6 protein-coding genes are annotated in these 16,569 nt (G+C 69.6%); 1 reads left to right on the top strand and 5 read right to left on the bottom strand.

Annotated elements, in window-relative coordinates:
• Window positions 1–3 precede the first annotated feature (3 nt).
• The 3 genes from FDM97_RS04240 to FDM97_RS04230 form a co-directional block, all read right to left on the bottom strand.
• Window positions 4–1,512, bottom strand: coding sequence for a serine/threonine-protein kinase (locus FDM97_RS04240; RefSeq protein ID WP_137988927.1), 1,509 nt, complete (start codon window positions 1,510–1,512; stop codon window positions 4–6).
• Window positions 1,509–2,057: a hypothetical protein gene (locus FDM97_RS04235; protein WP_137988926.1), complete on the bottom strand. Its 549-nt coding sequence runs from the start codon at window positions 2,055–2,057 to the stop codon at window positions 1,509–1,511. Before FDM97_RS04235 ends, FDM97_RS04240 begins: the two co-directional genes overlap by 4 nt.
• 106 nt (window positions 2,058–2,163) lie before the next feature.
• A complete protein-coding gene (locus FDM97_RS04230; RefSeq protein WP_137988925.1) occupies window positions 2,164–4,227 on the bottom strand; it encodes an N-6 DNA methylase in 2,064 nt (687 codons plus the stop codon).
• 129 nt (window positions 4,228–4,356) lie between these two features.
• On the opposite strand from FDM97_RS04230, the gene FDM97_RS04225 reads away from it, so the two are divergent.
• On the top strand, window positions 4,357–5,052 hold the full coding sequence (locus FDM97_RS04225; RefSeq protein WP_137988924.1) for a tetratricopeptide repeat protein: 696 nt from the start codon (window positions 4,357–4,359) through the stop codon (window positions 5,050–5,052).
• 127 nt (window positions 5,053–5,179) lie between these two features.
• Here the strand turns inward: FDM97_RS04225 and FDM97_RS04220 are convergent, their stop codons facing one another.
• Both FDM97_RS04220 and FDM97_RS04215 read right to left on the bottom strand, forming a co-directional pair.
• A complete protein-coding gene (locus FDM97_RS04220) occupies window positions 5,180–5,671 on the bottom strand; it encodes a DUF4265 domain-containing protein (RefSeq protein ID WP_137988923.1) in 492 nt (163 codons plus the stop codon).
• Between the two features lie 80 nt (window positions 5,672–5,751).
• Window positions 5,752–16,398: a LamG-like jellyroll fold domain-containing protein gene (locus FDM97_RS04215; RefSeq protein WP_254705492.1), complete on the bottom strand. Its 10,647-nt coding sequence runs from the start codon at window positions 16,396–16,398 to the stop codon at window positions 5,752–5,754.
• Window positions 16,399–16,569: the final 171 nt, after the last annotated feature.

Genomic DNA, 16,569 nt, shown 5'->3' with positions numbered 1-16,569 from the left:
TTGTCAGGGCAGGCGGCCCATCTGCTGCTGGCGGGTCAGGGCACGTCGGAGTTCCGTCGGGAGGGCGTGGTACGGCCCGTAGGCCCGCTCCGTGTCGTAGAGCAGCGCCTGGAGCTGCTGATGCGCCGCCGTGTGGTCGCCCATCGCCAGGAGCAGGTTCCCGATCCGCCGGCGGATGTCGAAGAACCGGGCCTGGTCCGTGCCGTGTTCGTGGAACGGCAGCAGCGCGCGGTACTCCGCAAGGGCCGCCGCCGTCTCCCCCAGCTGCTCAAGACACAGCGCCACCTCGTAGCGGAACTGCAGCGTCTGCGCGTCGGCCGCGCCCGCCTCCGCCGCACGGTCCTCCGCGAGGCGGCGCAGTTCGGGCAGGGCACGGCGGTACTGGCCGTCGTCCATCAGGGTCGTCGCGTACTGCTTGCGCAGGATGCGGACGACGGGTGAGTGCTCGCCGTGTTCGGCCGCGGCCGCCGGGAGGATGGAGCCGAGGAGGTCGACGGCCTGGGTGAGCGAGCCCTCGCCGAGGAGGCGTTTGACCTCGTCGACGGTGGTGGCCACGTCGGGGCGCGCCACGGGCGGGGCTACCGGTGGGGCCGGGGCGGAGGCGCGGTCGGGCCAGGGGGCGTGCGGGCGCAGGAAGGGGCGGGTGGGGTCGAGCGGGCCCGCGGGGGCGCCGCGGGCGGGCAGCAGCGGGAGCAGGGCTTCGTAGACCTCGTGCGCGCCGGACGGGCGGTGCTGCGGGTCCTTGGCGAGCAGCCGCAGCACGAGCGCCTCCAGGGCCTCCGGCACCTCGGGGCGCAGCTGGCGGACCGGCAGCGGCGGCTCGTACAGATGCCGGTGCAGGACGCCGAGCGCCGTCGACCCGGCGAACGGCACGTTTCCGCTGAGGAGTTCGTGGAGCAGGATGCCGAGCGCGTACAGATCCGTGTACGGGCCGACGGCACCGCCCATCGCCTGCTCGGGCGCCATGTAGGCGGGGCTGCCGATCGGCGAACCGGTCTGGGTGAGGCGGGTGGTGTCGGTGTCCAGGACGGAGGCGACACCGAGGTCGAGGACGGTGAGCGTGCCGTCGGGACGCACCATCACATTGCGCGGCTTCAGGTCGCGGTGGACGATCGGCACCGCGTGCACGGCGGCGAGCACCGCGCACAGCTGCGCGGCCACGGAGACGGCCCACGGCCAGGGGTACGGGTCGTGCTCGGCGAGGTGGTCGGCGAGGTCCGCGCCGTCGACGTACTGCATGACGAGGTAGAGGTCGTCGCCCTCGCTGCCGGCGTCGTGGACGGTGACCAGGCCGGGGTGGTCGACCTGGGCCGTGACCCGGCACTCGCGGACGAAGCGGCGGCGCAGCTCCTCCGCGGCGGTCGCGGGGCCCGAGAGGGTGGCGGGACGGAGCAGCTTGACGGCGACCCGGCGGTCGAGCCGTCCGTCGTACGCCGTCCAGACCTGGCCCATGCCGCCCTGGCCGATGACGGTGGACAGTTCGTACCGTCCGCCGATGACGCGTCCGTTCACCTTCCGCCCTCGCGCGGGTCCTTGCGGAGGAGGTGGCTCAGCTCGTCGAGCTCCGCGCGGACCTGGTCGATCCGGGGGCCGGGCGGCGGGGTGGTCGGCGGCAGGGTGGTCGGCGGCGGGGGCTGCGGGGGCGGGTAGCCGTATCCGTACGGAGGCATCTGTGGCGGCATCTGCGGAGACATCTGCGGCGGCGGAGGCGCCCACGGCAGTACGGCGGGCGGCTGGTGGTGGCGGATGTCGGCCACCAGGTAGTACGCCGTCACGGCGGCCATCTGCACCAGCAGTCCGGCCATGCCCACGTTCGAGATCCAGTGGTCGGCGAGGCGCTGCTCCAGGGTCGCCAGACAGGCGATGTTGAGCACGAGCTGGCCCCAGAACAGCGCCCAGTCCCGGCCCCGGCGCCGCATGATCGCGATCCGCAGCATGGCGATCCACGCGAGGGACCCCAGGGACAGCACGACCACCAGGCAGAGGATCACGCGCACGACGATCACGCCCGCCGACGGGCCGGGCCGCGGGGGCGCCATGGGCGCGTGACCATGCATGGAGGTCGCTCCTGAGGGTGCGGACGTTCGAAGCACAAAGGACTACGAGCGTATAAGGCGACACCCACAACAGGCCCAGGGTTGTACGGAAATGATCTCTCTCACGTCACTCCGGCCGAACGGTCCCGTCCGCTAGTCCGTCGTACAGCCCCTGCACCAGCTGGTCCCCGAGCCGGCCGGCCAGCCTCAGCGCGTCCTCGAACTCTCCCAGGGCGCGGAAGCGTTCGCCGTAGCGCCGCTGGTCGGCGAGGGGCAGCCGGGGCAGTTGGAGCCGCCGGACGTCGAGCCGGGTCGCGGTGGAGGCGAAGGAGCTGGCCTGGCGGTTGTTGGCGGTGCCCCGCAGGAAGCCGGCGAGGAACCAGGGGTCGAGCGCGGCCGGGTCGGGGCGCAGGAGCTGGAGGTTGCGGCCGAGTGCGGCGCCGGCGGTGGCCGCGTCGACGACCCGGGCGATCGAGCCGCCGCCGATGACGGGGACGACGACGTCGCCCTGCTCGACGAGGACGGGGTCCTCGGCGGGGCCGTCCGGGAGCGTCCCGGAGGGTGCGGTTCCGTAGAGGACGTCCTGCTCGGTCAGGACGGGGCCGCCGGCCGGGGAGGCGCCGGCGCCGCCGGCGCGCAGCTGGAGGGCTCCGGCGCGGGCGAGTTCACCGACCGTGGTGAGGGTGCGGGCGGCGGGCCTGCCCGGGGCGGCGGGGGTCGGGGCGAGGCTCAGGGTGCGGCGCAGGGTCTCGTCCAGGCGGGCGCGCACGGCTTCGAGTTCGGCGGCGGTGCCGCCCGCGGCCGGGGCGGCCAGGTGACGGGCGGGGGCGAGGTCGACGTCGTCGTCGAGGAGCTCGATGACGGGGACCGAGCGGCTGACGCCGGGTTCGGCCCGGCCGTTCCACGCGTCGAGGACCGCGCCCTGGACGGTGGGCCAGGGCAGCTTGTCGCGGCCGCCGTCCTGGACGAGGCCGGTGGTGTCGACGAGCAGCAGCTCGGGGGCGGGCCGGTGGCCGGGTCCGGGGCGGTGCAGCACCCAGAGGTGGAGCGGGATGCCGTACGGGGGCGCGGCGCCGGCCGGGAGTGCGATGACGGCCCGCAGGGCGCCGCGGCGCAGCAGGTCGGCGCGGATGCGGCGGCCGGAGCGGCGGGAGGCGACGGCGGGGGGCATGAGCAGGACGGCGGTGCCGCCGTCGCGGAGCCGGGCGAGGGCGTGCTGGACCCAGGCCAGTTCGGATTCGGTGCGGGCCGGGAAGCCGTACTCCCAGCGGGGGTCGTAGGCGAGTTCGTCGTGACCCCAGCTGCGTTCGTTGAACGGGGGGTGGCACAGGACGGCGTCCGCGGTGAGCGTGGGGAAGGCGTCGGCGCGCAGGGTGTCGCCGGCGGCGGAGCGGATGTCGGCGTCGCCGTGGAGGGCGAGGCGCAGGGCGGTGAGGGCCGCGAGTTCGGGGTCGGCGTCCTGGGCGTGGAGGGCGGTCGGGCGCTGGACGGCGCGCAGGAGTCCGCCGGTGCCGCACGCGGGGTCGAGGACGGTGGGGGTGGGTCCTGCGGCTTCGGCGGCCATGGCTGCCATCAGCTCGGCGAGGCCGGGCGGGGTGAGCGTGTACTGGCGCGGGTTGGCGTCCAGGTGGCGGCCCAGCAGGAACTCGAAGGCCTGACGGGCTCCTAGGGCGGCGGCGAGCTCGGCCGCGCCCCGCATCAGGGGCACGGAGGGGGCGAGGTCGGCGGGCAGCGGGGTCCGTACGGCGCGGGCGAAGCCGAAGCGGGCGGTGAGGAGCTCTTCGAGCGCGGTGGGCAGGACGTCGGACAGCCGCTCGTCGGACAGCGCGGCGATCTCCGCCCAGCCGGTGGGCCGGTCCCGTACGAGCAGGAGCGCGCAGCCGGCGTGGACGAGGGCGGTCACGGATCCGGCGGGGTGGGCGGCGAGCTGCTGCCAGACGCGCTCGCGGAGCGGGACCTCGACGAGCTTTCCCTGGTCGCGCAGCCACTGCTCGATGTCGGCGAGGGCGAAGGAGGGGCTGGTCTCGGTCCCGCCCACGGGCTTGGGGAAGTCCTCGTGGCGGCGGCGCCAGTTGCTGACGGCGGCCCTTCCGACGCCCGCGAGCCTGGCGATTCCGGCGGCGGTGACCTCTGCTGCGTGCTCGTCCGGCACCTGTCCGTCTCCCCTCGTGCGGCTACGAAGACCGAGCATACCGATCGGAACGGTTCACAGTGTGAGCCGATCCGAATGTGGTGAACGTGGTTGACTCGGTTCACAGGCTCTGCTGTGATTGACCCATCGCAAGCGGAGTTCACACAGCGCCCGGAAGGTGCCACAGCCATGTCTCAGCAGCAGCGCAACTGGTTCGCCCGCCACAAGACCCTCACCACCACCGGCGCGCTCGTCGCGCTCGTCGTGATCGGCGCGACGGGGTGCGAGGGTGGCGGCGACACCACCTCCCCGAAGAGCACGTCGAAGCAGGAGCAGCCGGCGACGGGCGGTGACAAGGGCGACAAGGCCCCGGAGACGAAGAAGGCCGCCACGATCGACGGCGACGGCGACTTCGAGGTGGGCAAGGACGTGAAGCCCGGCCTCTACCGCTCGACCGGCAACAAGGACGCGGGCTGCTACTGGGAGCGCGCCAAGGACTCCTCGGGCGACACGGACTCGATCCTCGCCAACGACAACGTGACGGGCACGAGCTACGTCCAGATCGCGGCCACGGACAAGATCTTCAAGTCCGAGGGCTGCGGGGAGTGGGAGGCCGTGGACGCGAAGGCCACCGGCACCCCGAAGGCGGCCCCGAAGGGCGACGGGGGCATGTTCAAGGTGGGCCTCGACATCGCCCCGGGCACGTACAAGTCGACGGGGAACACGGACGACGGCTGCTACTGGGAGCGCTCGAAGGACGCGAGCCACAGCACGGACTCGATCCTGGCGAACAACAACGTGTCGGGCACGGCGATCGTGAAGATCTCGAAGACCGACGGGTACTTCAAGACGTCCGGGTGCGGCGACTGGGCCAAGACGGGCTGACGCCCGACCACCCGGGGGCCCGCCCAAGTCCCCCTCAGAAGAGCCCGCTCACGCAAAAGGCCCCTCCGGAGCGGAGGGGCCTTTCACTCAATTATGGTGCCGAGCACCCACATTCTTCACCGGCTGGTCAGCCGACCAAGAATGGCTTGATGTCGCTCCACTCCCAGAACAGCGACTCGGCAGCACGCCGTTCCTTCATGAATGCCTCCATGGCGCCCGCATCCCGATCAGCCGGAATGTTGATCGCCACGTGTCGGTCACCGCTCCACTCCAGCACAAACCCTTCCTGCTGAGCGAGGGAGTTGATGCCCTCCGTGAGCGAGGAGAGGTACGCGGGGTCCAGCCCCGGCACGAACAGCGCGCGCATGGTGCGGTGTCCGCTCCGGGAGACGACCTCTACGAGCATGTCGTCGTCGTCCAGACGCACGATGTCGAACAGGGAGATTCCGTAGATGCGGAACGGAATGCACTGCATGACGAAAAGTCCGTCATCACGATGCCCCAGCCAAATCTGCTCCCACTGGTCGGGGAACCCAAATGGCGCGAGGTCTGCCATGGCGATCCGCTGCCGATCGGTAATGATCGCAGGGTCGTCATGAACGATGTAATTCTTGGGCATGCATCACCGAACTTTCCAGAGGATCCGAACCAAGGATAGCCAGCCCGGCACCCGACGAGAATCGGGTGCCGGGCCTCTCGCTATGTGACCTTGTACGGACTCAATCCGTACGTGCTCGCCCATCCCCTCTGCATGTTCACCGGCCACCAAGGCGGCGGCCAGTCGCCCTTGTAGTTCGGCGGGGGCGTCTTCGGCGCGACACGCTCACGCTTCGAGCTGTTGCACCGACGACACGCCGGAGTGGTGTTGGCGTCAGTCAGGTCACCACCGTTGACGCGAGCCTCGACGTGGTCGATCGCCTGGGCCTCGTTCACCCGGCAGTACGAACACAGCGGCGGGGTCGAACCAGGTGTCGCGTTCACGCCCACGTTGTACTCGCCGAGCATCGACGCGGGGATCCCGTCGCCCGCACCCCGGCCGCCCGACGATCCACGCGGAATGCCGTAGATCTCGTTGCCACCGTTGATCGAGCACGCAATCGGGTCGTTCTTGTTGTGCACGAGCACCGGCATGTTGCCGGCCAGCACGTGGTACGTGTGCAGGTCCTCGACGCTCAGGTCGTACGTGACGCGCTGCGCCGTGTACGACTTCACCTCGACGATCGCTGTCGGCGCACCGTCACCGTTCTGGACCTTGTGGCCCACCTTGAGGTCGCCCGCCTGGGTCCAGGCGTTCCGGGTGGCCTCGTAGAACTGATGGTGCTTGGTGGTCTGGATCGTCTTCGGACCGGCCTTCGTGGCGACGACGACATCGACGTAGTCGCGGTCGGTCTTGGTGACGATCACCGCCTTGACGCGGTGCTTCTCCTTCGTCTTCTTTCCAGGCTCGGCCGTCAGGACATAGTCCCCGGCCTTGACCTTCGAGATCGGCTTCGTCGTGCCGTCGGCCAGCAGAACAGCCGTCGCACCGGTGAAGCTGTGCGGGGTACGGCAGCCCGTCGGACGCTGAGGCGTCGGCTGCGCGTCCGCCTCCGGACCCGCCTTCGACTTCGGGCCACGAGCGCTGCCCGCCGCGCCGAAGACGCCGCCCATCACCGCGCCGACCGCCGTGGCCTTCGCCGCGCCGGCGACGCTGCAACCCTCCTCGCTGTTGACGCACGAGGTGCCGTACTCGACCGCGCCGGTCGCCGCGCCTTCCGCCGCGCCGCTGGCCGCACCCGAGAGAATCCGGCCCGCCGTGCCCGAGAGCAGTCGACCCGCCGCGCCCGCGGCGAGACCGCCGACCGCGCCACCGACCACACCGGTCACCGCGCCGATCGCGACCGCGCCGAGGAAGCCACCGATCGACTTCGGCCCGTCGCTCATCATGTAGCCGACACCGTTGGCCGCCGCGCCCGCGAGGGCCGCGCAACCGAGGGCACCGACACCGGCCGTGATGGCCGTGCAGCCCGCGAAGACCACGATGCCGGTGGCCACCGAGGCGATGGTCGAGGCGTGTTGCTTGACGAAGTTGGCTGTGGCCTTGGCCGCCTTCTTGACGGCTCTGCCGACCTTCTTGGCTGCCTTGACCACCTTCTTGGCTACGTGTTTGACCGCCTTGGCGACCTTCCGCACGGTCTTCTTGACGTGCTTGACGACCTTGTGGACGTAGCGCTTGACCCGCTTATAGGTGCGTTTGACGTATCTCTTGACCTTCTTGACGCTGTCGGAGACATACCGCACGGCCTTGCGGACGTGCCTGGCAGCCTTCCTCACCGCCTTCTTGACGGCCCTCTTGACCTTCTTCGCCGCCCGCTTGACGACCTTGGCGACCTTCTTGACCGCCTTCTTCGTCTTCTTCCAGGCCGACTTGACGGTCTTCTTGACCTTCTTGGTGACCTTCTTGACGGCCTTCTTCGCCCACTCGAACCAGTGGCCCGTCGGGTCGACACCCGTCATCGGGTTGCCGTTCGCGTAGGCGTACCGGTTGGCGTTGATCGACGCCGAGGCCGGGTCGAGACCCAGCGTGTCGCGGCTGTTGAACTGGCCGGTCTGCGGCGAGTACCAGCGTGACGCCATGTTGACCTTGGCCGTCTGCGGGTCGGTCCAGCCCGACTGGTAGCCGAGAGCACCGAGCATTCCGGAGCTCTGCACGACCTTGCCGAACGGCGAGTACGTCGTCGAACCGGTCAGCGCCGCGCCCGCCGCGGTGAACTGCGCCACCACGTCGTCGTGCAGATCGGTGAGAGCCAGTACGGCCGACCCCACCGTCTTCACTCCGACCAGGGAGCCGTCCGCGTTGCGGCTGTAGGACGTCACACCGTCCGAGGCCACGTCGTTTCCGGCACCGCTGTACCGGAACGAGTGGATCGGGGAACCGGTCTCGTCCTTGGCGTGCAGGACGCGGTCCAGGCCGTCGTACGTGTACGTACGGTCGCCCTCGCTGATGACCCGGTTGAAGGCGTCCGCCTTGACGGCGGTGGAGATGCCGCCTTCGTCCGTGACCTGGCTCATCGTGCCGCGGGCGGTGTACGCGTACGTGCTGTGCCCGTCCGACGTGAGCCGGTTGCGGGCGTCGTACGTGTACGTGTCACCACCCACGCGCGTCCGGTTGCCGGACTTGTCGTAGCCGTAGACCTCCGTCGTCGTCCCGTTGTTCCAGGACGACAGGCGGTTGGCCCAGTCGTAGGTGTACGTGTTCGTCGAAGATCCCACGAGACCCGTGGTCGTCTTCGACGTCTCGTTGCCGTTCTCGTCCCACCCGTAGGTGATCGAGGACAGCACCGCGCCGGTCGGCGAGGTCAGCTTGTCACTGGTCAGCCGCTGCAGCTTGTCGTAGCCGAAGGCACGCTTCGACTTGCCCGCGCCGTAGTCGATCGACTTGATGTTGTTGTTGACGTCATAGTCGTAGGTCATCGCGGTGCCGGTGGCCCCGTCGTTGACCGTCTTCAGCCGGCCGGCCGTGTCGTAGCCGTAATTCGACGTGCCCGACACGTCGGTCCGCGTGGTCATCGCCCCGTCGCCGTTGTAGGCGAAGGACGAGGCACCCGAGGGACCTGACGCGGTCAGGAGCAGACCGCGGTCGTCGTAGGAGAAAGTGTTCTTGGTGTCTCCCTCGCCCGCGACGCCCGTGAGCCGGTCGTCGGCGTCGTAGTCATAGGTGTGGTCGACCGTGACAGCCTCCGCACCCGTGCCCGTCTGACGGATCAGACGGTTCTTCACGTCGTACTCTTGCGTGACGACGACGCCGCCCGGGGAACGCAGCTCCTTCACGCGTGCGCCGAGGTCGTAGACCGAGGTGAACGTCCGGTCCGCGAGGTTCGGATGCGTCGGCGTCGACGGTTCGATCACCGACTCCGGCAGCCCCCACGAGTTGTACGTCGTCAGGAACGCGTTGCCCCGTCCGTCGGTGAACCGCGTCCGGTTGCCCGCCGCGTCATAGCCGTACGTCGTGGTGATCGACTCGGTCGCGGAGACCGGCTCGACCACTTGGGTGATCAGACCCGTCGCGTCCCACGCGTACGTCTGCGTGTGCCCCCTGGCGTCCGTCATCGACACCGGGTTGCCCGCACGGTCGTACGTCGTGCTCGTCGTGCGCAGCACCGCGCCCGTCTCGTCCAGGTCGGTGATCGACTTCAGCAGTCCGAACCCGTCGTACGTGTTCTTCGTGCTGGTGCCGTCAGCCTCCTTGGCCGTGAGGAGCTGGCCGTCCATGTCGTACGTGAACGTCGAGACGTTGCCGGCGCCGTCCGTGGCCTCGACGACCTCGCCCACGGAGTTGTACTTGTACGACTCCGTGACCCCGGTCGGGGACACGGTCCGGGACAGCTCGCCGCCCGGAGCGTTGTACTCGTTGATCGCCGTGAACGCCCGCTGCGTCGGCTGGCGCACGATGTCCGTGCTGGTGACCGGGCGCCCCAGGTAGTCCCAGGTGGTCTCCTCACGGGCTCCGTTGGGCCGGGTCGCCGACAGCTGGTCGCCGTTGGTGGAGTAGGTGTACGTCGTCGTACCGCCGCCGGGCTCCGTGACCGAGGCCAGGTCGCCGAGCTGCGTGTACGTGTACGTGGTGCGGTTGCCGAACGCGTCGACCTCCGCCGTGACCTGACCGAGCTTGTTGTACTCGTTCCAGGTCGTGCCCTGGATCGGCGTCGACGCGCCCGGCGCGGTGTAGTTCGGCGAGGTCATCGAGGACTCCTGGCCCTCGGCGTCGTACGCCGTCACCGTCACATTGCCCAACGGGTCGGACGACTCCGTCGCCTCACCGAAGGTGTTGAAGCCGGTCAGGGACACAGGGCGAACGGAGACCGGGGTCCCGCCGTTCTGCTCCGCGTTCACGGCCGACTCCGTGACGGACGTCTGCTGGCCGGCCTCGTCGTAGCCGTAGTCGGTGACGTTGCCGTTGGCATCCGTCATCGACAGCGGCAGACCCCGCTGGTCCAGCTTCCAGGTGGTGGAACGGACGGAGCTGCCGGCGGCCGGAAGCGTCCCGCCCTTCACCGCGGACACCTGGGACGCGGTCAGCGCCTCCGCGTAGACCTGGACGTCGTCGAGACCGCCCTTGTAGTACCCGCTGTAGGCCGCGCCCGACTTGTGACGGCCGATCTGCATCGGACCGGTCGCGTCCCACGGGCTGATGGCCGCCGCCTCCTGCGACAGCGTGCCGTTGACGTACAGACGGATCTTGGCCGCCTGCGCGTCGTACACACCGGTCAGATGCGTCCAGGTGTTGGCGGGCGCCGCCGCCGTACCCGAGTACGCCCGTTCCAGGGTGCCGCCCGAGACATCCTTCGCCGAGCGGCCGAAGGTCCAGCCGTTGGCGGTCGAATAGTAGAGCGCGAAGCCCCACGTCGCCGAACCGTCCTGCGACAGCACGGTGTGGTTGACCGTGGTGTCGGTCAGCTTGGCCCACGTCGAGACCGTGAAGCTGCCGGCGGTGTTGATGACCGAACCCGGAACCTGAGCGTAGGAGTTGGCGTCACCGTCGAAGACGGCGCTGCCGCCCCGGTCGGTGTTCCAGTGCATACCGGTGCCGTGCGTGGCGGTGTTGTTCGCGCCGGAGGAGTCGCCGACGGAGTAGCCCGTCGTCTCGTCCAGCTTCCAGCGCGCCACCGGCGCCGTCGTGCCGTCGTGGACGGTGGTTCCCGTGACGTTGCCCAGGTTGTCGTACCGGGTGTCGGTCAGGGAGACGTCACCCGTCGCCGGGTCGGTCTCCGTCTCGGACACCACGTTGTCGTCCGGGTCGTAGGAGACCTTCGACGTCCGGGCGAGACCGTTCGGGTCCAGGACCGAGCTGGTCGTGCGGTCGGCCGCGTCCACCGTGAAGGTGGTGCGCGTCTGGCCGTCGTTGGTGATCTGCTCGATCAGGTTCCCGGCCGCGTCGTAGGTGTTCGCCTGCTCCGTGAAGAACGTGCCGGTCTGCGGGTCCTTGCGGACCACGCTCGCCGACAGGCCGTCGTCGGTGTAGGTGTACGCCGTCACCCAGCCCATCGCGTCGGTGATCGACGCGAGACGGCCGGCGGGGTCGTACGCCCGCGACTCCTGGACCAGGGTGGTCGGAGCCGAGGGGTTGTTCGGGTCGCCCGTGTAGTTCAGCAGGCTGGTGGTGAGCGGACGGTTCTCGGCGTCGAAGGTGTAGACGTTGACGTTCCCCGCGGGGTCCGTCTCCTTCGTCTTGTTGCCGTAGGCGTCGTACTCGAACGACGTGGTGTCGCCGCCCGGGTCCGTCCTGGTCGCCAGCTGGTTGTGCGCGTCGTACGTCATCGACGTCGTACGCGCCGTGTCACCACCGGTCAGGTCCGCCACGGTCTGCGACAGGATGTTCCCGTCCGCGTCGAAGCCCGTGGTCGTCCGGGCCTGGTGCACCGCACCCGTGACCCGGTTGGTGACCTTGGGCGCGGTCTCGGTGATGACCTGGTCGTTCTTGTCGTACGTCTGCGACGTGGTGATGCCCGCCGGGTTGGCGTCGTTCACCTCGGTCCTGGACAGCTGCCGGCCGAGGTTGTCGTAGGTGTACGTCACCTTGCCGCCGTTGGCGTCGGTGATCTGCGCGAGGTCACCGTTGGCGTAGTACGTGTACGACGTCTTCTTGCCACCGGCCGTGACGACCTGCGCCACCAGACCGATCGGCGCGCGCGCCGTGCCGCCCTCCATCGCCACCGTGTCGGCGGTGGTGTAGGTCGTCGACGCGGTCCTGCCGTTCGGGTGCCCGGGCACCGGCGGGGTCGTCACCGACAGGAGCTGACCGGCCGTGTCGTAGCTGTAGCTGGTCAGATAGGTGTTGTCCGTCGGACCCGAGGAACGGCCGTCGCGCTCGGTGAGCACCAGGTCGTTGCGCAGGTCCATCGGCGGGAACGCCGTGGTCGCGTCCGGGAAGTACGTCATGTACTCCGTGGAGCACTTGTTGGCCGCGGTGTCCTGGCACGTGGTCTGGGAGACCGCGTTGCCCCGGACGTCGTGACCGGTGATGGAGCGGTTGCCGTTGGCGTCCGTCACGGTGTGCAGGAAGCCACCCGTGTCATAGCCGTACGTCGTCCGCTTGCCCTCGGAGTCGATCGCGGCCAGCAGACGGTTGCCCATCTCCGCGTCGTACACGTAGGTCAGCGTCTTGTCGGTCGGGGTGGTCAGCTTGACCGTCCGCACCGGGGCGACACCCGAGGACGCCTTGTACGCGGACCAGCGCTTGTCTACCTCGGCCGCGGTCAGGCCCTTGGAGTGGACCGCGACGTCGGCGATGGAGCCGGTGAAGTAGCTGATGTCGGCGGGAGCGCTGAACCAGCCCTTCGCGAAGCCGGCGCCGACGTAGGTGCGAACGTTGGACTGGTCCTTGGCCGCACCGCTGAAGGTGGCCTGCTTGACGCCGTCGAGATACAGCGTCTGGCTGGTACCGGCGGCGGAGAGCACCGCGTGGTGCCACTTGTCGTCGGTGACCACGGACGTGGAGCCGAAGTCCGCGGTGCCGGAGCCGGAGACGCTCCACCAGTGGCCGCGCAGCTTGCCGTCGGCGCCGACGTACAGCAGCGGGTTCCAGCTGCCGGTGACCCCGGCGGGGTCGTCGATGGCCTTCTGCTGGTCGGAGACGAGCACACCCGCGTTGGCCGTCTTGAACCACAGCTCGACGGAACGGTCGGGCTTGTTGTGCCAGACGCCGTACGGCATCTCCACATAGGAGCTCGTGCCGTCGAACTGGGCCGCCGTGACGTCACCCGCGCCGAACGGCCCCTCCACACCCTGCGTCACGTTGTTGTACGTGCCGAACCCGGTGTGGATCTCGTTCGCGGCCTGCGCCGCGCCCTGGGTGTCGTCCAGGCGCCAGTAGCCGGCCGGGGCGGAGCCCATGACCGCGGAGCGGTACACCTGCGAGGAGCCGGTGATGGTGGCCGGGTTGAGCTTCCAGGTGCCGCCGTTGCCGTCCGTGGCCTGCAGGACCCGGTCGTCGGTCGTGCCGTAGACGACCGAGGCCTGGGTCTTGAGGCCCGGGGTGGTGATCGTCTGCAGCAGACCGGCGGACCGCTTCGCGGCCTGGTACTGCGTGGAGATCACCGAGGCGGGAAGCGGCTCGGCGTAGATGGCGACCTCGGCCATCTGGCCGGTGTAGTGCCCGAGCTGGTCGTTCGGGTTCATCGACGGCCAGCCGTCGGTGTTCACACCGGCGCCGAGGGTGATGTAGGGCTGCACCCAGTCGTTGATGGTGCCGCTGAGGGAGCCCTGCGAGACACCGTCGAGGTACAGGGTCTGGCTGGTGGCCATACCCGTGAGGACGGCGTTGTGCCACTGGCCGTCGGTGACGGTGGCCGTGGAGGTGATCGTCGTCATGCAGCCGGGCGACATGGCCAGGCAGCCACGCAGCTTGCCGTCCATGCCGACATAGACCGCGGGGGTGTTCTTCGTGGTGTTGGCGACCGGGTTGGGGTCGCTGAGCGGCTTGTCGCCGTAGTAGAAGAGGACACCGCCGGCCGTGGTCGTCTTGAACCACAGCGACACCGTCGTGTACGAGGGCGTGGCGCCGGGGGCGCTGGGCATCTCGACGTACGAGGTGGTGCCGTTGAAGGTGGCCGTCTTCTGGGTGGAACCGGCGAGCACGGACGTGCTGCCCAGGGTCACGTTGCGGTACGTGCCGTTGTACTGGCCCTGGTTGGTGTCGACCGTGTCGGCGGCGACGGTGCCGGACGTCTCGCCGAGCCGCCAGTAGGCGAACGGGTCGGCGTCGAGGACCGTCGTGCGGTAGTGGTTACCGGTGGCGTACGAGTACGTCGTGCACTTGGTCCAGTCCGCCGGCGGGCAGACCTTGGTCAGCTGGTCGGCCGTGTAGCCGTACTGCCAGGTCTGGGCGGTGTTGGCGTCGCCGACGGTGGACGGGTCGGTGGCGACCGTCTGGACGTGCCAGGCGGTGGCTCCGGCCGGCTGGAACCAGGCGAGGGTCAGCGACCGCTTGGACACCTCGTTGGTTATCTTCGTCAGCCGCTTGTTCGTGTCGTACGCGAACGTCTCGGTGCGGCCGGCGTAGTCCTTGATGCTGGATATCGCGTAGACCCCGGCCTTGGCGGTGGCCTGCGTGAAGGAGTACGCGGTGAAGTCCTTGTCCGTCAGCTTGAAGCCGACGGCCGGGGTCGTCACCGCCTCCAGGCGCGCGTAACGGCCCAGCGGGGGCACGTAGGTGCCGTCGCTGTTGCGGCCGAAGGCGACCTGCTCACCGCCCGGGTAGGTGATGATCACGCTGGTGATCACGCCCGCGGAGTCCTTGACCTCGGCCGCCTTCATGTCGACGACCGTCGACCAGCCGGCGCCGAAGGCGCTGTCCACCCGCGGGTCGAGGCTGTTGTAGGAGCGGTCGATCTCCAGGGACGGGCCGATCACCGAGACGTCGGCGTCGGTGTCCTCGGTGGTGTAGTTGCCGTCCGAGGGGTCGAACTCGTGGCCGTCGGTGTTCTGCGCCAGGCCCGAGGTGACCGGCGGCTGCGGTACCGCGGTGGTGAAGCGGCTGGACTCGACGATCTCCGTGGTGCCGTCGCTGACGGCCACGTACCAGTCGTAGTTCTTGCTCCACTTGAGCTTGCCCGCGGGGATCTTCCAGATGCCCTTGGTGAGCGTGCCGGAGGTGGCCACGGGCGTGGTGCTGCCGGTGTCGGCGTCGTAGACCTCGAAGGTGTACGACAGCGGGTTCGGCCCCTTGTCGGCGTCGCTCGCCTGGACGAGCAGCTCCGGCTGCAGGGTGTTGGCCTGGAAGCTCTCCGGCGGGTACTGGGCGTTGACCTGCGGCGCGGTGTTGGCCGTGTAGGTCAGCTCCAGGGCCGGACGCCAGCCGGTGGTCGCCGAGTTGTCGGAGTGGAACTTCTTCCAGTGCAGCGCGTCACCGGTCGGCGCGGTGAGCGCGAGACCGTAGTTGGCGGCGCCGCCGGCGACCTGGTTGAACCAGGTGGTCGACAGCGAGACCGGCATCTTCACGCCGACGCTCGCCGAGCCCGAGGTGTTCGAGCAGGACGCGCCGGGCGCGGGGGTGGCCGAGCCCATGGACGAGCCGTACGTCGGTCCGGGGTAGCTGGTGACACCGGACGGGGTCCAGGACTGCGTCACCGGGTGGACCGAGAACGACTGGGCGGTGCAGGTCGAGGACCACAGCGCGTACACGTTCAGGGTGGCGGCGGTGACCCGCTGCCCCGCGAGCGTGGTGCCCAGCGAGGAGAACTGCAGGAAGGAGTTCGCCTTGTTGGTGCCGGAGTCGTACGAGCCGACCTTGATCTGGGTCTCCGTGGAGTGGTCACCGGAGATGGTGTTCTGCGTGTACGTGGAGTTGGACGCGGTCACCGTCGGGTCGACGGTCACCGGGTAGACCCGCTCGGGGGCGTCCAGCCAGGCGCGGTCCGCGGTCATCCGCAGGGCCGGCTTGCCGTCCAGGCTGATGAGCTCGTAGCTCACGGCCCGGGACTGGGCGGCGTCGCCGGAGCGCGGGTCGACCTTGGAGTCCTCCATGTACGCGTGCGGGATGGTGGCGGTCACCTTGCCGTCGGCGTCGGTGAACTCCACGTCGCCGTCGGACGCGATCCGCGGCGTCAGTCCCTTGACCTCGAGGGGGAAGGTCCAGGAGTTCCCGGCGGTCGGGGACTTCAGGACGAGGTGCTCCTTGAAGCCGTCCGCGATCGGCACGAGGCGCAGATCGGTGTCGGGCAGGACACCCGCGTACGTCACGGTGCCGTCGGCCGCCACGGTGGGCTCGGCCTTGGTGGCGCCGCGCAGCGCGTACGCGAGGGAGCGGCCCGCGCCGAAGTCGACGGAGGCGAGCTGCCGGTCGGCGGCGTGCGGCGCGAACTCGACGTCGAGCGAGTTGGCGCGCTGCTGGAGCCGGCCGTCCTTGTCCTCGGTCAGCCGGCTGTCGATCGGCGTCCAGGTGCCGTCGGCGGCCTTGAAGTTGGTCCGGCCGCTGTAGTGGCGGACGGTGGTGGACCCGTCGGCGTTGACGTAGTAGTCCGAGGTGGCCGTGGACTTCTTCGCGTCGCGCTTGCTGGTGCGGGCGTCGAAGCTCTTGGCGTCGCCGGGAGCGGCGCCGGTCCTGGCCCGCTCGGGCTTGTCGGTGTGCCGCTTGTACGGGTCGAGTTCACCCTTGCCCTTGCCGGGCTTGCGGCCCGCGTCACCCTCTTCGCTGGTGGCGTCGGACGAGGCGTGGTGCCCCTTGCCGCGGGCGGTGCCGCCCTGCTGGTCGGGGGTGTCGAGCGGGTTCTCGTTGGCCCATTTCCACAGGCCGGAGAGGGAGAGTTCGGGCATGCGCAGCGGCGAGAGCGTGGCCCCGGTGGCCATCGCCGTCTCGGTCGTGAGCATGCAGGAGAAGAAGACTAGGACAAAAAGAGCCGTAGCCCTCAGCCTGCGTCGTCTACCGGTGCGACCCGGTGGAGACAGGCGAGAGCTACGGACCCAACGAACGCGCATGGGCGAGCCTCTACTTACGATGCCAATAAAGCCTCGTGAGCCTGCCCGAAGTGGGTACACCAG

Source organism: Streptomyces vilmorinianum (assembly GCF_005517195.1).
GTDB lineage: Bacteria > Actinomycetota > Actinomycetes > Streptomycetales > Streptomycetaceae > Streptomyces > Streptomyces vilmorinianum.
The sequence above is the reverse complement of the archived record's forward strand: the minus strand, read 5'-3'. Positions and strand labels throughout refer to the sequence as shown.

What these genes read in the sequence shown, in the direction of transcription:
- FDM97_RS04215 (WP_254705492.1), bottom strand. Translation starts at nt 16,398, where the DNA reads ATGCTCACGACCGAGACGGCGATGGCCACCGGGGCCACGCTCTCGCCG.
- FDM97_RS04230 (WP_137988925.1), bottom strand. Translation starts at nt 4,227, where the DNA reads ATGCTCGGTCTTCGTAGCCGCACGAGGGGAGACGGACAGGTGCCGGAC.
- FDM97_RS04225 (WP_137988924.1), top strand. Translation starts at nt 4,357, where the DNA reads ATGTCTCAGCAGCAGCGCAACTGGTTCGCCCGCCACAAGACCCTCACC.
- FDM97_RS04220 (WP_137988923.1), bottom strand. Translation starts at nt 5,671, where the DNA reads ATGCCCAAGAATTACATCGTTCATGACGACCCTGCGATCATTACCGAT.
- FDM97_RS04235 (WP_137988926.1), bottom strand. Translation starts at nt 2,057, where the DNA reads ATGCATGGTCACGCGCCCATGGCGCCCCCGCGGCCCGGCCCGTCGGCG.